Raw genomic sequence first — 22457 nt, 5'->3', positions numbered from 1 at the left:
TAGAGTAAATCACTGCAGATCAAACCTTGCTGGATAAGGATCTTCTTTATCCTTGTCCTTACAAGGCTGTCGTAGCCATCGTTGCCAATCCTGAGTGTCCTCCTGCAGATCAATTGCACTATCGAAATCCTGGGGTTCACAACTGTCAAGCTTCTCTTCAACACTATGTTTATGGCGAATAAATGATGCCAACTGATCCTGGTCAAATGAACCTTCAAGGTAAGGATAATTTATTATCATCTCGGCTTCTCCCTGGACCTTGAGCATGGTATTGATACGGCCAAAGAGGCGGTCAACTCTCCCATTCCGCTGTTCATTATCACCAGGCGTCCAGGCAATGCCGTAATGGTGCACCTGATGACATTGAAGATGGAGGTTCACACCTTCCTGCAATACTGAAGTCGCTACCAAGACATTCGGGAAGAAGGGCGAGTTAAATCCGCGAATCAAGCGTTCACGGTTGTGGGATTGCCCGCTAGCGTACCAGCCAGGGCTGTTCAGGCTGGTAAACTCGCGCCAGCTGTACTGATTACTATCCAGCTTCTGACCAACAATTTTCACGCATAGTGTTTCGAAAGTTTCGATAGCAGCCACAAAGTAACGCTGCATCAGCGATCTCTTCAGCTTGGGGGTCACCCACTCAACAAAATGCTCATAGCGCTGCTGAACTTCGCTCTTTTGAGGTTCACGCCTGAACTCAGTAAACCAGCAATAGAGCTCAATCATCACCGGGCTGGCAAACAGGTAACCAGTGCGCAGATAGTTGGCAAAGTTTTCAATGATTGCCATGCCGTTAGGCTGGTCGAGCCATTTTATCAGTTGCTCTTTTGCCGGTTGCGGGAGCTCATTGAACATCAGTCCCCAAGCGGTAGGTAATGCCTTGGTATATTCAATCCCCGCCGCTAATGGGGTTTGCGACCACCGGGCATCGCGCGCGGCATCACCATAGCTGTCGCGCTGACGTTCACCAGACTCTTTTCGGTAATGATAACGATAGGTACCAGTTGTGCCGTCCAGTGCAGGTTCCAGAAACAGAGAGAAAAGACTGTCCGGGCGGCGGAAACGCAAACTGACGTTGGCACAGTCAGTGCGGCGCAGGCCGGTTTTCTTCGTTACAAACAACTCCGCTATTTTACTGGAAAGCTTCAGCTCATTATCTGCTTCGGGTTCATCTGCCGCGCTATCTTCTTGCATATGCTCTTCCAGATCCGGCTCCCCGCTGGATTTTCCCGATAAAAGATCAACGAAGGTTTCCCGCGACCAACCCGATTCTCGCCATTTTTCCCGTGCATCAGCGGGTAGATGCCAGACATCCATCAACCGCTTAGCCATCATTTCGTCATAACGGGCGTTGATGCGCTGGGTAATTTCGCGCACCGACGGAATGCGGCGCACAAAGACCAGATGCTTTCTGCTGTGTAGCGGCTGCAACTGCTCGAATGGATCGCTGGTAACGCAGGCATCCACCAGCGCATCGTATTTCGGGTGATCCGGAAAGCGTTGATAGATATCGTTAAACTGCCGGGTAAGCCTGTTGAGCAGAGAAGAATCCGGGGCTTGGTTGAAGTCGTTATGGGTTTGTTCTTCTTCATCGCCACCATTGTCCCGCTCACTGGCTGTGCTACCCGTTGATTCAAACCCTTCAAGATAGCCATAGAGCATACGTCTGCCGCCACCCGACTTTTTCTCTTTATCCAGCTGGACAACCAGTTGTTTCTGATAAAGAGCAAAGAACAGCTCTGCATCCAGCCGGTCAGTAAAGTTGGAAACGCTGGCGCGCTCATGACGATACTCATATTTGCTGTGACTGCCCTCCCTGCCCTGCATTTTTCGCAGGCGACGGATGGCAAAATCATTCATCAGAGCGCTGACATCATCCACTGCGTACCGCTTTGGCAAGTCACTGAAGTAGCTAAAAATGTCATAAATATTTCGCGGTGATGAGTGATTGGGGGTTCCCGTCAACAGTAGTACGTTGCTACCCAGCCGATCCTGCGCATCACCAAAGAAGGCCTGAGCGGCAGCAGCGCGCTGTGAGCCGCTTCGGTTACGAAAGTAGTGCGCCTCATCAATGATAATTAAGTCAAAGCCTCCTTTTCCCAGAGCTTGCTTAATCTGCTGACGATACGACGCGCCATAGGCTTCTGCAGCGTTCAGAGCATCTTCTTTTTCAGACTGGGGCACCAGGCCGCTTAATGAGTGGATGGTAGTGAGGTAGAAATGGTGTGCCTTTTTCTCCACAGCTTCCGCCAGATCTGCCAGCCTGCCTTGAATTTGCGGAGCATATTTTTCCTTCCCCTCTGCTGAGGTAAACGCATTATTCGCTGCCCGGTAGTGCTTCTGGGTGAAGGTGCCGAATTCCTTTTCCCAGTTGTCGCAGAGCGTCCTGTTAGGTGCCATCACCAGAATGCGCGCATCGGGTTTTGCCTCCCATAACAGCAGCATTATACCCATCGCCTGATAGGTCTTGCCCATGCCGACTTCATCGGCGAGAAGCGCCAGTCGTTGTTTACTCAGCAAATTCCACAATCCAGCCACACCCTCAGCCTGCTTCGCCGCCATGCTGGACGCACCGGATTGATACTGCCAGTGCATATCAGTCGCATCGAAATTCATCACGGCTGAAACCTCAACCGGGGTAATGATCTGTTTTAACTTATTCGCCATAACTACAGTCTTCCCTGATGGCAGCGAGATAACGCAGGCTAGCGGCATCGCTAGTTAGAGGTGGAATGGCAACCTGTAGAGACTCCCACAAGTGCGCTGCGACAAATATGGCTTCAGCCCCCTGTTTGCGTCGGATACTTTTAACACGCTTTATTGCCAGAGCTGCCAGACTATTAACTTCCTGCGCCAGGAACCAGTTAAATACCGGATGGGTTGGTTGCTTCACCCGCTCTCTGGCTATTTCTGCCAGTTCCTGCAGACAGCCAGGTTCGCTGAACAGACGACGATAAAGCAGGGTGCCATCTTCCACCTCTACCAGCCAGTTGCGACGCTGTTGGATGGCCTGAAACAGGCGGAAATAGCTGGTGACTTCTAATCTAATGATTTCTGCCTCTACCTCACTTTGCACTTCGTCTTGCGCCCCAACGCCCCGCAGCATAAGGCGATCGCTCAAACCGGGATCTGCAGAACTCAGATAACTGTTAAGCAGCTCATCGAGCGATGTAAAGCTCAGCGCGCGCCGGTGTTCAGTACCAGTTTCGACGATCATACCCTGCCAGTCTGTTTTTCCTGCTCTACGCAGGGTATAAAAAGGGTTATCCAACACGGCATCGCTCTTCAATACTGCCAATTGCTGTGGTGACTTCAGAACTTGACCATTAGCTTTCCATACCAGTTCATTCGACCCATTGATACCCGGCAGTATCAAGTGGTAACCCGACTCTGGCTTGCCACTGAACCATTGCCCGACAATCTGATATTCGCAGCGGGTCCAGTCAAAAATAACGGTGAGATCGAAAGGAGGGAGTTCGCCCAGCTCCAGCACCTCTTCCTTCAACAATACTTCACTGGCGAAATCCTCCTCATTAACATCATCCCATTCTTTGCCGCAAATCGTGATGTTACGAGAGACCGGATGCACAATTCCCGCTTCTACATTCCAGTTTTTCTCCATGAGGCTGCTGCAACCGGGAGAAGTGAAATTCCAGGACCCCACTGCCAGTTGCGTGCTTTTGCTGCTTTTCGCCAGCCAGAGCTTGGCATGGGTCATCAACGCACGATCGTCTTTGGGAGCAGGCGAGTCGTGAAGGGTCAGCGCTTTACTTGTTATTAGCTCCTGAATACTTTCACTCCAGCGAGTGCGTATATAGTTTCCTTCGACCAAGTCAGGAACTAATTCTACGCGTAATTCCGGCCCTAACCTGCCAATAAAACCTGCCAGATCCGCAGCAAGATAAGGTGACCAGACGCTCAGCGTTTTCAACTCAACACCCTGTTTCAGGGTATCCAGCAGCGTGGCGCCAGCCAGACTGTGAATAAATGACCAGCCATGATCATCGCCAAGAAACTTACGGCGTATGGGGAAGAACGCTTCTTTATTCAAACTGTTGTCGATAGAGGTAAAAAACTGTTTTACCTGTTGGTACTGGGTATTACTGGCAACGCAACGAAAAACTGCTGCTTCCTGATTTCGCCCCCATCCACTCAGCGTAAGGTTGGCACTGCCCGCCCCCACAATAATCTTTCTGTTGTGATCTTCGAGATAAAACACTTTCGGGTGAAACAGACCGCGATCCTTGTCCAGATAAGAGTCTTCGCCTTGAGCCAGCCTACGCACCGAAACTGGATACACCGCTATCGAGGTTCTTTTCGGCTTATCTTTCGCCATCATGTGCGGATCGCAATAAATGCGGAAATCAATGCCGCTCTCGTCCAGCGCTCGTTGCAGGCCTTCATAGTCCATACGACTCGCAGGCACATCCATTCCCAGTACAGCAGGTAGCACCCAAGTCTCAACAAAAGAGATATCCAGATTAAAGGTGGTAAGCCAAACGCGCTTTAGATCGCCCATTTCAGCAATCTGCTTTTTAAAAGTTTCTAGCAGTTTCATGCCGCGCTTCCCCATAAGCCATTCAGCATGTGCCTGAACTGTGGCAAATAGTAACGGTTTACCCAGTCGCTATTCCGGCGTTCTTCACGAAGCGAATACAGCGGCACTTGCAACACAATCTCGTCGCCTTCCAGCATTAGCCACGGAAATTGTCCTCGAGCTTCCATTAGCTTGTGATGATAGGCCAGCAGACCCCGTACCTGTTCTTCCAGCAATGTCTCGCTGGCCAGCGTTAATAACTGCTGAAAACGTCTAGCGGGAGTTCCGGAAAGGGAGGAAAGTAGTGCACCATTTTGTTGAAGCTGAGCCGCCATTTGAGGCAGATGTAGTTCCGTGAGACCGCGCGACTGCCAGAATTGACGGAACTCTGCCAGTGTTTGACTACCCTGTCGGCGTAGACCAGAAAACATCAGATCGATCAACGACAAAAACGGCTCAGCCTGGCAGATATTCTGTAACGCCATAAGATCGTTTTCATTCATTTCAGGCACGCTTTTAGCCTGTTGTACGGCTCGTTTGAAAACCTCAGCGACTGTGAGCTCCGGTTCGTCCGAACGTTCACGTTCCTGCTCAAGTACCAGATAAATCGCCCCAGCCGCGTGTTTATCCAAACCTGTTCTTTGCAGCCAGAATTCACGGGAGTAATCACCCACCATTTTGGGGTCGCGGAATGCCGTCACATAAGCCTTTTTAAGGCTGGCAGGAATGTCTTCGTAAACCGGGCTGAGATCGCGCTTATGTGATACCTGCATTAGTGACTGCAAGTGGGTCAGAGCCGCTTCACGTAATTTATTCAGCTCTGGCACATGCTGGATAAATGCCTCTGCAGCCTGCCACACAGGCTTATTACCCGGCAGATCGTAGCGGTAATCAGTAGTGAAAAACTGCATATTCATCATTGGCGATTTGTAGCGCCCATTGGTGCCAAGCGCAATCTGATTGGTCAGCAGCTCACTGCCCTTCTCATGACCAAAATGTAACGGAGGATTTTTGTCTGCGGCATTCCATCTTGGCCTGGCTTTATTAATACCCTGCACACCGGTGAGCGTGACGCCCCTTTTTTCAGCCGCCAGCATGGAGTAGATATAGATATTTTCAAGATGGATCAGACAGGCTGCTCTGAACTCGCGCGCCTGCTTTTTATGATAGAGGCTTTTCATCGCGCCAGCAGTTTGCTGCTTGTCATCTGCCAGCAGCTGGCGCAGTACGCTGTGATGCATCAGATTCAGCGTGTATTGCCGCACATCATTTGCGATAGAAGTAATACGGCTATGAAAAATGTCCTGTCCCCAGGACGACCAGATGACTAATTGCCCAAGCGGATCAACATTCAATTCACCTGTTAGCGAGTCATCGTATTCAGTCAGAAATTTTTCTATGTACATTTCGTTGCGTCAGTCCTTTATGCCCACAGGGCTAACAACACGCAATTTGTGCACTGCGAAAGCCCTTCCATGTGCCACTTGATTTCCTAATCCTTACCAAATCAGCAAATCAGTGGCCGATATTGATTAGGGCTAAAATGCAGATAACCAGAAGCTGTAGCTTCTGGTTATCTGGTTGTGTTACTCGCTTTCAGGCTCCAGTAAGAAACTAGGTTTACCGTATGATGAAACAAATAATCCTTTTACTGCACGTGTTGCTGCCACGTGAAGCAATGCTCGTTCATTGAACAACGCATCACGTTTCTCTACAGGATCATCTGAAGTTATTGCTTTCACCTCAGGTACAACACCATCGTTAATCCCGGCAAGGAAGACATACTGGAACTCAAGTCCTTTGATGCGATGCATCGTTGCCATACGCACCCCAGAACGTTGATCAGTATCACCGCTGTCCTGGCCTAAAGAATAAGTTTCAATTCCAGCATCATCTAACGCAGAAGCATAACGGTCATAGGCGTGCTTGGTACGGGCCGTTATACAAATATCCTGGGAACGCACATTATTAGCCAGTAACGCCTGAATCTGTTTAACGATGGTGCCTGCTTCTTCTTTAAAATCGGTAGCATGCGTTATGGTTGGTAAATCACCATGCAGCAATGACAGATAATCATTGCTGGCATCTGCTTCACCATCCAGGTTATCTACCTTAACTCCAGTCAACAACCCAACGGCAAACCGACGAGTTTCTTCGGTTGTACGGTAGTTAATTTTTAGTTTCTTACTTCGGCGACCACGGACATTAATGCCACATTGCCCCAGGACAACCTTATTGCGATAGATCCTCTGATGCCCATCACCGACAATAAACAGATCATTAGGTGACTCAGGTACCAGACTACGAATTAGAGTAAAGGCCGGAGCACCAATATCCTGGGCTTCATCGACCACAATGCTGCTATAAGGTAACTGAACCTGTTTTTCTTTAAACAGGACAATCGCTTCATGCATCGCATCCCCCATTTCACGCAATTTTGCGCGTGCCATTTGGGAACGAAACTCTTCAAATACAGGCCATATTTTGGCTCGCTGAATACGCGACAATGCCGTTCCTCGCCCTAGCCGACTCACTTTAAGGTAGTCTTCACGACTGTAGACCGCATTGGGTTGCACTACCCGAGCCCATTCTTCCGCGTAAAAATTATCAGTTAAACCGAGCTCTGCTGGGGCTTGCTGCAAGGCATAACTCCAGCATTTACGTCGACCTTCATCGCTTTCATAAACTACACGGAAATCATAACCATGCCGTTTAAGTTGTTCACTCATCCAGGCATCAATATTAATAACTTCGATGCGAGCCATCTCTTCACGAGAACAAAGACGCTGTAAATTGGCGCGAATATCTGCAGCAAGGTTACGAGTAAAAGTCGTAAACAGAATTTTCTTGCCAGGTTGATCACCCAAACGTTGAGCAAGCCATCTTGCACGATGCATAGCGACTACTGTTTTCCCTGTACCTGCTCCACCCAATACACGAACAGGTCCGGTCGCTGGATTTTCTACCAACTTACGCTGGCTGGGGTGCAAAAAGATTCGCCATTTTTCTAGTGGTGCATTAAGCATTTGGAGCAGTTCTTGCTCATTTTCCACTACATGGAATCGACGCTTACTGCGTTCAATAGCTTCGATGAAGTCGTTAGTATCGACAGGCACATCTTTGCGGTCGTTAAACTCTTCAAGAACCTCTTGGTAATCCAATCCTTCAGACAACCAATGAAGCGGCTCCCAGGCCTCTGCAGGCATAACGTTTTCAAGCTGGTTAAGCCCATCGACATCCGTAAGAACCATAACCTGATCGATAAATACAGGAGGAACACCTAGTGCCAGGATCTGATCTGCTGAATATGCAGCAAACAGCTTAGATTTATCAGGTGCAACAGGTTCAGGCACAGCCTTGATATAACTAATATCAATAACCTGAATCGCCCCAGTTAATGGGTGAATCGAACAGTCATGACGGCGCGCCCATTCATAGGCTTCGTCATGCTTGTCCACCCACATCAGCATATATATCGCACCTTGTTCTGGTTTAAGCACGATACCGCGATAAGTTTGATCAATGCGTACCGAATGGACATTGGCACTTCGAGCATCGTGAATCTTTTCGTAGTTCAGCCCATTACTGGTGGGATCCTGGCGAAACTTAGAAATAAACTCCTGAACTTTCTTCTGCTGCGCTTTTGGGATACGAGCAAACGCCCCCAAAAAGCCATCAGAAAGTGCCACTTTTGGCGACTGAACCGTCATTTATCACCTCCTGACAGATGTTGTAAGGTTTCTTCGCTGATTGGGCCTAAAACGACCTGCCAGCCATTTGTTGTGAAATGAGAAGCGAAGTTCTCATCTTCGAAAATGATGACCTGTTTCCGTTCAGGCCATGCAAGATCGGCTTCTGCAATAATCTCACCCAGATCGTTTTGTAAGGCGTAGCCAGGAACAGGTGCTCCAAAGTCATGAGCCTGAAGCAAAGCAATTTCTTCACTGGTGAGTAATTCAAACTCAATAATTTCTGCCCAACTAGCATCTGACTGCACTTCTTGAGCTGCTTCTATCGGCACAACTACTAATTTTTCTTGTGGCTGGTGTATTGCTTTACGACTGGTAAACGACATATCAGGCAAAAATTGCAGCAGGTTCACCAAGCGCCAGAAACCATAAAATCCAGCTTCATAACCGCTATCCTCTGAATGGCGGTCATCAAAACAGAGATGTAGTCGTAATGCCTCACACAGCTGATCAGCAGTTGGCGTGATCTTGAGATAGCTCTGAAGCAGTACTGATGCCAACTCAATAAATGGTTGAGATGAACCGCAACTGTCCAGAAGCCCGCCAAAAACAAAGGGTTCGTCGGGTAAAATCTGCTTCTGACGTACAGGTGAGGCATTTTCCTGCATTTCATAAGCATATTTTTGCTGGACACTAGGCTCTTGCGAACGCTTAACGTCCAGCCATACCCAGGCATGTGCAGCAGCCAGCTTTTTCCAAAGCGTGGTTTTTTGCTCAGGCTCTGCCAGATAATCAAGTAACAAATCGAAGCTGTTCCTGTCCTGAACGGAAGTATGTAAGGTAACGAAATTGACATCATGGAATCGGTTATAAATCGTAGGCTGTTTCATTGCCGGATTATGCCCAAGACCAAGTACATCCTGCAGATGCTTACACCCAGCCTCATTAAGGTCACGCCAACCGATAGTCCAGACATGATAATGACCACTATCTTTAATTGCTTGACGTTTTTGTACGTCGTCAGACACACAGTCTTTATGGAATGCATAACCATCGAGGAAAATCGCGACTGGCTTTATATCTGCTGGTTGTGCAATAGGGTAAAGAACAAAATCAGGGCGTGATGGAATACCCACCCCCTCTTTAACCCCTAAATCTACCTGTGCTTTTAAATGCCAACTGGACGAAGACTCCGCTCGGGTGTTGATAACCCAGCCTGCGCTTTGGTGCGCGTAGCTGCGGCTAACAACCAGGCTTTTTTGCTCCTGTAAGCAGCTGATAAATCGCTTCTCAAGCTCAGACCCCATCATTGCGTCGAGCGAAATACTATTGATGGTTTTAATTTGGCGAATTTTATCGCTGGCTTTAAGAATTTGCGCCAACAGTACGCGCGACTGGTCACGTGAAACAAACTTCATGCGCCCGCGGTCACGATAGGCGTATACACAACGGTAACAGCCATCTTTGCTGGTATCGTGATTACAGCTACATTCCACTAATGCCTGATATGCCTGCTGCAACAATTTCAGCAGGTTGTCTGGCGTTCTCATCAACTCTTTTAGAGAGCCAGTTCCTCCCGGCACCGTATCGTAGATAACCAGATATTGCCGCCAGGATTCCCCCTCGTTTTCAGGTTCGCGATACACAACTCCCTTAAGGTGATCAACATTCCCCTTGAAGTAATGTTTCAACCCAAGCTGGATGGCAGCAGCAAGTGACGACTCAACAATACGGTCATTACTGTAACTGGTTACAGGTAATAAAATACGCAGCGCTTCGGATTCCAGCTGGCGATAAAGATAGAGATAATCTTCAAACTTCGCTTTTTCTGGCTCGCTTCGGTATTTACAGCTCAGGTCATGGTCCTTTCGCGGATCATTGTTACGCGGGCGTTTTACCATCCCACAGCTCAGGCAAACCTGGAAACCAGTACGTCGCTTTTTGTCACCCGCAATCATCAACTCGCTGGCATCATCAGCCATCTTGCCGAAGTTAATATCGCGCAGAGTCACTTTACTCAAGAACTCAAAGCCAAACGGGACTTCGCCTTCGTCAATGGCATAGGCCGCCGTGACATCCTGAGGTTCATAACTCACCAGTAACTGCCGCTGGAAGAAAGTCGGTTCGCGGCTATCACTTTCATCGCTGATTTGGCTATCGCGTGCACTGGCACGAGCATAGACCTGACGCAATTTCAGTAAGGTCGTTTTCTGCCCTGCATCAGCCCAAACAGGCGTGCCACATTTTGGACAGTACTTATGCTGGTCACCCGTTTGATCGATATTTTCGCTGTAGTTGCAGTGGCTACATATCCGCCAGTTTTCAGGCTTCGAGACGTTAAGATCGATTTGTTCGATCTCTACTTTATGCCCACCAGCATAAAAGTTATTCAAGGGGGCTAGCTCTGCCAGCGCTGTGGCGGCAGGGCGTTCATACTCGTAGGTTGTATTGTGGAATTCACGTTCTTGCCCCCCTTCTTTACGCCTCCACAAAACAGAACGTAAAGTCACACCGGCTTCCGGGAAAGCATAGTTCGGCAGCAGGCCTTCATCAGTGAGGAAGTTCAGGGTCTGCTTGTCGTTTATTTGACGAATCAGTGACTGCAATGCTGAACGCTCAGAAGTCAGTTCACGCAAATCAGCTTCGTAATTTTGATCCTGAGGCGCCGCTCTCAACTTCTCAATGCTGTATTTCAACTTATCAATACGTGCACGCAGTGACTTGCGATCTTCGAGTAATTGCGCAAGTGCAGTATCTATTCTTTGTTCAAGCGAACGGTAGCCTTGCTCACCAGTGAGGTAATGGGTCAGTTGCAGCAGGGTATCCGCTTCAAGCTGCGGGAAAATCCCGGCAAAACGTTCAGCAATTGCCACACGATGTTCCTGCACATAGCGCAGGAAATTGTATGGGAAACCGCCCTTACGCCCAGTATCCAATTCATCGAGCATCTGCTTCACATTTTTACTGATTGCGGATTCCGGCACACCCGTTTTTACCCAGTTATCCAGGCAAAACGCGGCGAGTTGTCGTTCGAGAATCGCCACTGCATTGAGAAATACACCGGGAGCCTGAACCTGCCCTTGCATCATCTCCAGCGGTTCTTCAAAGAAGAACTGGTCGTGCGGATTCCCTTCGGCAACAGTAATGTTTAATGCATTGCCGTCTTTACGACCGGCACGTCCGATACGCTGTAAATAGTTAGCCTGAGCCGGGGGTACGGAACAAAGCAGAACCGAAGAAAGATCGCCAACATCGATCCCCATCTCCAGCGTAGGGGTCGCTGATAATAAATTGATGTTCCAGGGCTTAGTGCCGCGATAGAAGGATTTTTCTGTCGCCTCGCGATCCTCACGGTTAAGTAAGCCGGTGTGCTCAGCTCCCATGACGCGAGCAATATCCATATTGTCCCAACGCAGCGTCGGCTTGCTATCAGTAATCTGGTAGCGACCTTCATCACAGCGCAGTGACATACAAGGAGCATTTTCCCATAGCCACGCCTGTTCAGTTGGAGCGCGAACGATTTCCCGGCAGCACGTGCAGCTAAGTTGAGTGACATCGCGGCTGACGACCAGTGCCGAAGTACTCAACCCCCAGGCTTCACGACCTTTGGTATCGAAAGATGTCACCATTCCTGCACGTTGCAGCGCCGTATAAAGCAGCCGCAATATCGTTTCCGAAGTACTACTGATGAAAATATTATCGCCGCTGTTTAATGAGCGCGTTAACCAACGCTGATACCAGCTTGGGTTGTCTTTAGATCCGATAAGACGGTGAAAGCCGGTGATTTTTTCAAATGAGGCGTAAACAGGTTTACGCGTTTTCGGGCCGATAGATGGCATGTAGCGTGATGTACGCTCTTTTTGCGTCATCATAAAGGTCGTGCCATCCCGCCGATAACTTTCAAATGCCGGATGCATCACCGCACCAGCATGGCGCTGATACCACAAAATCCCTAAAGCCAGATGTGTGACTTGTTCAACCGTCACACCATTCATCAGGTCACCCAACTCTTCGCAAAGCTGCTGATGTAACGCTTTGATAGCCGGGTTAAGTCGTTCAGTGTCCACGCCAGTAGCAGCAAAACCCGTGGTTTCTAACGTTCGCCCGATACTGGCGCGAAGGGTAAACTCGCTCCACACCTCCCAGTCGAGACGTAACCGAACTAACTCAGGGAGATCCGAGTTTTCAGTAAGTTGGCCTTCGATTTTTAACGTCTGATAATCGTTTAGCCACTGCATATTTGGCGCGATGAAATTCGCCACAAAATGTGCGTCATCGGTCGAGGACTCACGTGTTTGCTGGCAAACCTTCTGGGCGAACTCGTCAAGCCGTAAGGTTTCACCCACATTGAGTAAACGGGCAATCTGCCCACGCACCATTAATGGCCACGTGCGGGCAGTAAAGAAACTTGCGCGGTGGGCTGCGTCTTGTACGGAGTCTGAAAAAGTGATCAGCTTTTTATGTTCGTTAAACTTACTGCCATAGAGCTGATGGATCATCACCGCCGATAAGCTAGCCGCTCTAGAACCGAGGATCGAGATGCCATTTTTGCTGTTGCAATAAGGGCATTCATTGGCGAATTCAAGCTGGTCTTTACGCTCTTTGAGCATGTCAGGGATCAGTACACGCACCATTTCGCTATACCCACAGTGCCCGCACTGCACGTTGGTTTGCTTATTCAGTTTCAGGCAAGCCGGGCATAATTTTTGATGCATACCGCTAACGGCTTTTTCACTCTTATCCGGGAAGGCCAGCACAATCGAGCGGCCCTTTTCAAAGAACTGGCGATAAATCCCATCAAGATCGGTTTCCAGTTGCACATTTTGCCCGTGGCGCATACTCACCCAACCGGTGGCATGGCAGTCACGGCAGTGGATGACCGGCAGGTGATGTTCTCTGTCTTCAACAGTCAGGTCATCGGCAAAAACCAGTTGCGGTGTTTTTGAAACGCTGGCCACCAGGCGGCGCATTTCACGTAACCATAATTGTGAACGCAGCTGTACAAAGGGTAAGACCGGACGTGGTTTACCTGCTGCAATTCGCTGCTGATGGTCGCCTGGGTTTTCCGGTACTTCCAGCCTGGCCTGAGCAATCAGCGCCAGAATACTTTGCAACACCAGAGCAGCGTGTTCCGGGCTTTCAGAAAGCATGACCTGTAAGTTTTCAAGGCACTCCTGTTCGGAAAGAATACCGCCCTGCAAATCACGCAGTAACACATGCAATACGCTGTGACGACGCAGCATTTCACCGAGCGCGACGCGTTTTTCACGCCCGTTATCGTCTTCCAGATTCTCAGGAAGACGCAATGTACTTTCCGGGAACCAAAGAGGTATTTGCCCGTTTATATAGTCAACTGGCGTGGCATAACGATGAGGTTCAAGCGCCGTTTTATCTTCTGGCACGGGATACTGACTGTTAGTAATTTCAAAGCCTTGCAGGTACTCGGCTGCGCTATAACGATCTTCACGGATCACCGCAGCATCAGTGAACTGCTGATCAAAAATAGTTTGCGCGTAATCCAGCAATTGCCCGAGTTCATCCCCCACTGTCGCGGAAGTGCCAACACAAGCAAAACGTCCGTTATCGACACCGACATGGTATTTAAGGCGGCGCACCAGACAGGCCAAATCGGAGCCTTGCGCACCATCAAAAGTATGCAGTTCATCCACTACCAGATAGCGCAACATACCGGGCTTATTGTGCCGCCATAGCTTTTGGTCGCCGGGGCGCATCAGCAGGTAGTCGAGCATTTTATAGTTAGTCAGCAGGATATCTGGCGGGCTGTCGCGCAGCGTATGCTTGCAGGTAATCACCTTATCGGCGGACATTTTTTTGCTTGGGTGTTCTTCGCTATCACCCACAAACAAACCGACGGTAACCTTACCGTGCAGACGTGGATCGCCACTGATAGTTTGAGCAAAACGGCTGGCCTGATCGGTTGCCAGGGCGTTCATCGGGTAAATAGCTATCGCTTTCACCCCGGTACCCGGTGTTCCTGCACAGTAGTTAAGCAGCGGGAACATAAAGCATTCTGTCTTACCGGAACCCGTGCCAGTTGCCACTAATGTGGGCTGAGGCTCAGCACGGCCTAACCGTTCAAAAGCCTGGGCCTGGTGGGCGTGCGGTGGGAATGGCAGCGACAGATTGGGGAAGAAATCCAGCGGCAAGGTACTCTTTCGGAACGGCAGCTGAGCGGAGAGATACGGCCCTTTCAATAACGCTTCCGGCTGGCGCAGAAACGCCTCAAGCATATTGATATCTTCGTTCTCTTCGCCATTGAAGAGTGGGCTATTGAGCGGAAAGGCCGCCCGTAAAAACTCGGCTACGCTGTCGGCAACCTGCCGACTGACAACGGAAGGCAGCATCAGATGCTCTCCTTATCATTTTCAAAGAATGCCCAGGCAACTTTATAGTCGTCTTCGCGGTCTGGTTTGATAAACGGTGCCTGCCAGGTCACGGTGCGGCGCTCGCCTTCATCGTTGCGGGTGTAGTCATCAAAGGTGACGCTAACAGTGCCAGTTTGCAGGTGTTTAACATCGTCCCAGCCGATAGCCAATTCCTCGCCATCTCCGCCCTTCCAGTCCGGGCTATCCACAGAGAACCTATAACCATTTTTCAGGTCGGCTTTACGCGCGATGCGCGGCAGGCCAACGCCCACCAGCCCTTTGCTTGGAGTAAAAATAATGCGCCCCATTTGATCGTACCAGGTGTCGGCTTCGTACTGACGCATCACCGGGAATTGTACGCGGTAGATAGTCAGCAACTCTTCGAGTGTCAACCCTAGCGCCTGAGCGATAAGCACATCGATTTCAACCAGCGCCTGACGGCGGGAGTAATCAGTACGTAACGCACAGTTGCGCTGCCATTCAGGAGTCAGATTGGTGAAGAAATCCTGTGGAAGCTGCGGGAGATTGCGGCTCCAATGTTGGGTACTGAAATGTGGCGTAAAGCAAGATAACCAGAGGTCACTGAAATAATTACTTACGGACATTAATGTTAATCCGCGCCCAAGTAATTCATCACGATTACAAGACGAGATTATTGGCATTAATTTTAATAATTCATCTCTGAAATTTGATTTTCCTGTGCTTTTTACCCAAAAATCAAACGCGACAGATAATGAACTTGTTGTAAATAACACCAAACTACTAATACTCTTAAAGACTGCGGAGAAGCAACCGTCAATATGGGCAATTGAAGGCGGGAGTAATGTAGGAATTAATGTTCTTTCGCCAGATTGACTCAGCATTTTTCTAGCCACATAGCGATAATAATCCGTCACCTTTCTCGGTTCATCTTCACCAAGCTCAGTCCAGGTTACTCGTGGCGTACGTTTGGCATACTCCTGCGCATCACATGCTGGAATGTAGTTGGTACGTGGCAAGTAGTCGTCAGGTAGAGTTAGCAGATCGAGGCAGTCGTAGTGTCCTTTCTCGGTGCAAATCTCTCTTGGTGATTTATAAAGTGGTGTTCCGACATAAAAGTGCGGACCGGATAAAATCCATTGTGTAGCATCTTTAGGAAACTGGGTCTGACGTTTGGTTGTTCCATCAGCTTGAGCATAAGTCTCATCAAACATTACGGTGGAAAAATACTGTCCTTGCAGATCCCCCAAACGCTTCGGCTGCTTAGCGAATTTCTCAAGCACGGAAATTAAGGGTTCTGCATGAAGTGCCGGTAGTCGAGCCTCAAGCGCTGACGTACCTTCCTCATCATAAAGGCTGGCAAAAAGAGAAAGCCGCTCGTACCCAATGTGTAACACTCGACGTTGATGCCCTGACTCATTCCAGGAACCTGTTTCATCATCCTTAATCCCTCCAACCTCTCCTGAGCCATCATGTTCAATGCATAGATCGATAGTCTTGGCAGAAAATAGATTAGCTATATTGATAAATCCAATATGTTCAATTGCCAAAGAAGAGTAAATATTGATGCTGAATTTAACCCTGTGCCCAATAGGGAACAAAATCCTTTGGTTCTGGAATTGAAAATGCGCCCTTAACCTCGGATAAACCGCCGCACGCAACTGGCCGCCTTTCGGATCATCATAAACACCTTCAGGGTGCAAGAAGCCTGCAACCCCTTTTTCTGCGCCCAAACGCCACGCCTGCGGCAAGAAACATTTGTACAGGTTGGTCTGCACACCTCGCAGCACCGGGTAGTTCTGCTGCGCATTAAGGAAGTTCTGCATCCCTTCACAACCTTCGTACTCGCTGCGCCAGGCATCTTCCAGCATAGGGATTTGATTAAAGGTTTGCTCGCGCAGAGTTACCAGCTTCGATGCACTCAGTTTACGCAGCACAAACTCTGGCTCGAAGTCACCCAGCACGCCCGCTTCCTGCCATTCCACTTTCAGCCACGGTGGGTTACCCAGCATCAGGTCAAAACCGCCGCGTTCGGCAAACAGATCGCTAAATTCTAAATCCCAGTGGAAGAAGCGGTGTTGTTTGCGCAAAACATCAACCACTTTCAGGCGCGGTAAATGGCGGAATAAGACATCAGTTTTCAGGCGACCCGTGCCGGAGAAAAGTGATGCTTCTTCACGAATACTTTCTTCTGAATCAAACAAACCGGCAATGATGTTTGGCTCGGTTGCGGTGACTTCTTCCGTCACCACAATACCGTCGAGCAGGGTCTCCAGATCAAACAGCCAGTCGCTGCGATCCGGCAGTTCATCAGCTTTATCAATCGGCCAGAACCACAGCGCGCACCAGTAGTCCATTACCCAGCGCAGTTTTTGATAGTCGCTATTGTCCTGCTGGCGTTTGCTGAACGTCTCGTCTTTGCTGCGCATGCTGGAGTGCAATTGCGCATCGGCAGGCAACGGCCAGACTGCATAGCCATCCGCGGTGGCTTCGCGCTCGGCTTTAAGCTGCTGACGATACGCGTTCCACAACGCTTCTACTTTGCCGCTGATACGCTGCAAATCATTAATTTCATGAGGCTCAAAGCTTGCGGTAAACCCTTTACGCCAGGCATCTAACAGCTTGTAAGCATCCAGGTAACGCTGCTTAACCGTTTTATCGCTGTAGTTTGCCATGCCGCCATCCGGCAGCAGGAAGTGGAAAATCTGTTTTTCCTCACGCGGCGTATTCATTGCCAGCTCAGCAGGTTCACTGTTCAGCCAGCTTGGGTCTTTAGCCTTTTTGTAAGTCAGTTCGCTCTTGTTAAATACCTGGCGACGGGTACCAACCAGCGAGTTACCGCAGTGCAACTGGTAACCGAACCATGGAACAAAGGTGTCACCGCTAATGGCGTTCAACCACAGGGAAACCTCCGCCAGTTCAACCGCCACCGGGTTTAAGTCAACGCCGAAGACATTGTTATCCGCGATGTACATTTTCACCCGTTGTAATTCCTGGGTGTACTGATCCTGCGGAATGCGTCGCCCTTCCGCCTGCTGTTTGTGGAACAGATAAGCTTCTGCTAACTGGTTGATGGCTTCGTTAAGGAACGCCGCACTTCCCATTGCCGGTTCGCAAACGGTGAGTTTTAAAATGGCATCGGCTTTGGCGTGCGGATCGGCTATCGGCTCAATCTGCTCTTTAAACAGTTCTTTGAGCGCGTATTTTACCAATGAGCGAGTCAGCACTTCCGGGGTGTAGTAAGACGCCGATTTCTCACGGTCACGACCAGCCATGCGGTAGATAAAGCTGCCCCGACGGTGAATACGCAGGCTGCCGTCTTTCTCGTAAACCTTTTCGTCCTCATGGTATTTCTTGATCTCATCCTCACTGACGAAGTAGCCAGTTTCCAGCTCGTTAAACTCTTCCCCGGCTTTTTTCACTTCATAGAGATCGTGACTGGCAAAAAAACCACGATAGGAGAGCAGCGCTTCATACACCGCACCTAACTGGTTGATCCCTAACTGGCGATAAGAAATACGCCCGCGACGCGCAAAGCGCCCTTTGCCTGGACGGCTAAGGGACATCGCCTGAATAACCTGTTGCAGCGTTTCGTTACGGAACACGACACGGTTCAAATAAGACGTGTTTTCTGTCGCAAAAAGATGGCTTTCAAGACGAGGTATTTTGAACTGGTTGTTGTGGACGCTGATCTGTTCGCCGCTGATCCAGTCGCTCTGGATCTTCTCGCCGCCTTTGTAGCCCTCACGCACCAGCTTAAACAGCATATTCAGGCTGTCATGCAGGTAGCGGCCATTTCTGTCCTCTTCGCTGGTAAGCGGGATCATTTCCAGGTCACGCAGGGTTTCCAGGCTGTAGCCTTGCAGATAAGTCCGCGCCTGCATTGGCGCATAACCCAGTTCCGGGCGAGCTTCGATATAAAACAGAAACAGCAGGCGGTACATATAGCGCAGGCATTCGCGGCTGAGATCTTCCGGGTTAACGGCACGGTTACCCGTATAGTTCGCCAGCCCGCGTTCGATGAGGTAGCGCATCGCTTCGTTGCCGAGTAGTTCGATACTTTCACGCAGCGCATATTTCAGATCTTCGGACACACCAAACGCATGTTTGTGGGAATTGTCATCCAATGAATCGAGGTAAGGCGCGCCGCTGCCAGGCATGAGCGAATCTTTGTGCAGTAACACCGCCGTCGCTTTCAGCGTTTCCGTTTCACGGCGGCTTAAAATTTCTTCAAAATCAAAACGCAGCAGGCGGTTTTGCGCCCACTTGGTGCGGTCAAGCAGCAACAACTGGCTGTTGCCGAGCAGCAAGAAAAAACGCGGTGGTTCCGGCTGGGTAAAGACTTCTGTCGAAATCAGATCCTGCCAGGAACGGTATTCACCACGGGCATTTTTACGCAGATTATCACGGTGCTTTTTATCTACATCAGCCGGGAACTGAGCCTTCAGCAAGGATAACGCCAGGGGATCGAGCGTCCCCTCTTCCACATCGTGGGCTTCAACAATCCATAACCACGGGCTGCCATCAGCGCTGTTATAACGCGCCAGCACAGGAAGAGGAGAACCGTCCTCCAGAACCTGAGTTTGCGGATTCAGCTCATAGCCTAAGGCCTGCATCAGTGGCTGCCAGCGGCTGCGTTGGTCCGCCAGTCGTTGCGGGATCTGGCGCTGCTTTTCCTGTTCAGCTAACTGGCGGAAGAAGGCTGTCGCCAGGCTATTCAGCTGATTCCAGGGTGCCCGGTAACCCGGCGTAAAATCTTCGTCCTTTTCTCTGGCAGCACGTTCTACTTCGCGAGCGGCATTTTCCTGTTCGTTCCACGGCTCCAGAGCTTCGCGGATATCGCTGGTAAATACTTCGCCCAGATAATGGTTGGAGTAAAATTCGTTTTCGTTATTAATACCGACCAGCGCCATGATTAACCCTCCGCTCCGGTGATCACAGCAATGACCTGAATGTAGGGTTCTTTTTCTGTGGTCATCGTGTCCTCAATCCATTCGATATAGCTGTTAAAGTTGTGTTCAATTTCACGCTGGCGCTGCTCTTTTCGACTCTGTTTAACGGATTCTTGCTGTTTGTTTTCGGCAAAATCCAGTTCCAGCTGGCTTATCTGACGCCCTTTGAGTTTCTCCAGCTTTATCAGATGTTCATTGAGCTGCTTATTAATTTTGTCTTCAAACGCCTGACGATCATGCGCAAAAACATCGCGAGCATGGGCAATCGCTTTTTCCAGTAGCTGCTGCTGGCGCTGATGGTTGCGTTGCTCACCACCAGCATTGGTCAGCCTTCTGCCTAGCTGCGGGTTGTTTGCCAGGAATTCAGCAAACGGCAAACTCCCGGTTAACTGCTCAAGATTAAAACTCACCACCAGCCATGAATTCACCATCGGGTGGGATTTACGATTCGGGAACAAGCCAGAGAGAATAAAATGGTCTTCATCCGGCGAAAATAAATGCGGCAGGCGAATTACCGGGGCCTGATGACGACCAAAAGCAGACTGCATTTTGTCATCTAACCACTGCACCACCGGGTTGATTTGCCAGAGATAATGAATATCTGGCCATGCGTGTTGCTCCCCACGGGAACGGATAATGGAATCAGTGATAACTTTTTTATCTTGGCTTAGGTAAAGCTGGCCATTTTCCGGGGTGATTTCTGGAGGAAGCTGATTAAAGCGTCGGCGCAACTCTTCCGGGGCCACCAGCGACAAGGTGTTATCAGGCAAGGTTTCAAATTGAATAGGTTGGCCACTGGCCTTCAGATAACCCAGGGCTTTTTCACAGTAGGTTTGTTCATCAGCGAAGAGGCTGGTATCCGTGGCCGTTAGTGACTGAATGTCGTAGGAAACCACATTACTCAGTTCGCTGAATAAATCGTGTTCAGCACTTTCACCGACGTTACTGTTCAATAGCTCATCAAAGAGGCTGGCACCGTTATCGCTACCTTGCATCATGTAGCCTGCGACCTGCTCTTCTTCCTCTTCCTGGGTAAACTTACCCGTGAACTCTGAACTGTCACCGATATTTTTCTGCGCTTGCTCATCTTTGTTGATCAGCACTTGCAGAACGCGCATATCGCCATTGATTTGCGGCTCATTCGCCTCAGTTAACAGGTAACGAATTTGTGGAACGTGCTTTTGGCCGTAGCGGTCGATACGCCCGTTACGTTGCTGGAATACCATCAACGACCAGGGAATATCGAAGTGAACCATTTTGTGGCTAAGGTGGTGCAAGTTGATACCTTCCGATGCCACATCAGAGCAAATCAGCAAACGCAATGGTGACTGTTGTTTACCGAAGGCTTCAACAGTTTCCATCAGCACGGTATCACCCTGGTCTCCACGTAATGTAGCGACTTGCTCTGGTTTGATTTTGAGATCAGCAAGCAGTTGCTGGTGCAAGAATTCCAGCGTTTTTATGCTCTCGGTAAAGATCACCAGGCGATCGTCAGTATTATTCGCTTTCCATTTGAGATCGTTGCGGATGGTTTCTAGCAATAGCTGGTATTTGCTGAACTGACTGGCATCAACATTATTCAACGCCAATAACAAAGAGTGCAGTTCATTAATTTGGCTCTGGCTATTAACTTCTTTGCGGCTTTCCAGGCGTTTCAAACGATTCGCGACGACGCTGGCACAAGCCATAGGGCTTGAGAACAGCGCTTTCTCCAGCGTGATTTTGAACAAACGACCTTTGTTTGCTGAAGTATCTTCATCGTCGTCATCGCGGAATTTACTTTCCAGAAGACGGCGGTAAACCTCTTCTTCTGCGGATGTCGCTTCTCGTTGAAGCTCCTTGATTTCACGCTCAGGGAATTCGCCAGCCATTTGGTCTTTCACGTCTTTCTTGAAGCGGCGCACAACCAAATTTTTATCCGCGAAATCTGCGTACTCATACTCTTTAGGATTAGCAATCGCAGTGGGATCAAGCATGTTCATCAGGCTGGCAAAACTTTCAGCTTTACCATCGTGAGGGGTCGCAGAGAGCATAATTAACGTATCGCTTCGCCCGGCCAACAATTTCGCCAGTTTGCTACGTAATGAACTGGTGCCACGCTCGGCTACGTTATGGGCTTCATCAATAACGATAATATCCCACCAGGCATTTTCGAGATGGTGACGATATTCAATGTCTTGTTTCAGGGTATCGATGGAAATAATCGTTTTATCGAAATAGTGAAACGGGTTGTGGTTCGTGGGGATACGGTTGCGTACTTTTTGCAAACCTGCAGAATCAAGACGGGTAAGAGGAATCGCAAAACGGCTCCAGAACTCTTTCTGAAACTGAGTAAGCATGGACTTGACTGCCAACACCAGGATACGTTTCCCACGCCCACGGCGGATTAATTCAGAAACCAAAATTCCCGCTTCGAGTGTTTTGCCAAGGCCTACCGCATCGGCAATCAAAATTCTCTGGCGTGGCTGCGCCAGCGCCATCCGCGTTGGATCAAGCTGGAAAGGCATCGAATCCATCGCCGCGTTATGGCCGAAGTGAACCAAATTATCTGTCGGCACTCGCTGGCGAAGCTGGCTTTCGATATAAAGTTGTGACGCCTGATAGTTGGCGGAGTCGTCCTCTACCAGCTTAGTTTTTGCAGGATCCAGTATTTCTATATTTTCTTCCAACCCTGTCAGAAACAACCCTTCTTTACCGCGTACCAGTTCCGAAATGCCGTCACAAATAAGCAAGTGACCACCATCACCGCTGTTGTCTGCGCGACGAATACGCCACTCTGCGTCACGAATGACTACCCGCATTCCGGGTGCATAATTTTGTTCGTTCATCGGTTTTTCTGTCTGTTGTAGCAGCAATGCAAATCGGCGGTTTATCGGCACCAGCACGGCATACTGCGATAAAAAAGAGGGAGTTA

The 22457-nt window shown here is 49.4% G+C and carries 7 protein-coding genes; all 7 read right to left on the bottom strand.

Annotated features, from left to right (window positions below):
• Nucleotides 1–9 precede the first annotated feature (9 nt).
• On the bottom strand, nt 10–2667 hold the full coding sequence (locus tag JOE25_RS09840; protein ID WP_209634557.1) for a DEAD/DEAH box helicase: 2658 nt from the start codon (nt 2665–2667) through the stop codon (nt 10–12).
• Complete coding sequence (locus JOE25_RS09835) at nt 2657–4558, bottom strand: hypothetical protein (RefSeq protein ID WP_209634554.1); 1902 nt, start codon at nt 4556–4558, stop codon at nt 2657–2659. Before JOE25_RS09835 ends, JOE25_RS09840 begins: the two co-directional genes overlap by 11 nt.
• The gene (locus tag JOE25_RS09830; RefSeq protein WP_209634551.1) at nt 4555–5943 is read right to left on the bottom strand and encodes a hypothetical protein; all 1389 of its coding nucleotides are present in this window, start codon (nt 5941–5943) and stop codon (nt 4555–4557) included. The genes JOE25_RS09835 and JOE25_RS09830 overlap by 4 nt, the downstream gene beginning before the upstream one ends.
• Nucleotides 5944–6123: 180 nt before the next feature.
• On the bottom strand, nt 6124–8247 hold the full coding sequence (locus JOE25_RS09825) for an ATP-dependent helicase (protein WP_209634549.1): 2124 nt from the start codon (nt 8245–8247) through the stop codon (nt 6124–6126).
• Nucleotides 8244–14591 carry a DEAD/DEAH box helicase gene (locus JOE25_RS09820; RefSeq protein ID WP_209634546.1) on the bottom strand — a complete coding sequence of 2116 codons (6348 nt, stop codon included), beginning with the start codon at nt 14589–14591 and terminating at the stop codon, nt 8244–8246. The genes JOE25_RS09825 and JOE25_RS09820 overlap by 4 nt, the downstream gene beginning before the upstream one ends.
• The gene (locus JOE25_RS09815) at nt 14591–19504 is read right to left on the bottom strand and encodes a class I SAM-dependent DNA methyltransferase (RefSeq protein ID WP_209634543.1); all 4914 of its coding nucleotides are present in this window, start codon (nt 19502–19504) and stop codon (nt 14591–14593) included. Before JOE25_RS09815 ends, JOE25_RS09820 begins: the two co-directional genes overlap by 1 nt.
• Nucleotides 19505–19506: 2 nt before the next feature.
• Nucleotides 19507–22371 carry a DEAD/DEAH box helicase gene (locus JOE25_RS09810; protein WP_209634539.1) on the bottom strand — a complete coding sequence of 955 codons (2865 nt, stop codon included), beginning with the start codon at nt 22369–22371 and terminating at the stop codon, nt 19507–19509.
• Between the last annotated feature and the right edge of the window lie 86 nt (nt 22372–22457).

Origin of the sequence: Serratia sp. PL17, from assembly GCF_017832355.1 — a bacterium.
Taxonomy (GTDB): domain Bacteria; phylum Pseudomonadota; class Gammaproteobacteria; order Enterobacterales; family Enterobacteriaceae; genus Serratia.
The sequence above is the reverse complement of the archived record's forward strand: the minus strand, read 5'-3'. Positions and strand labels throughout refer to the sequence as shown.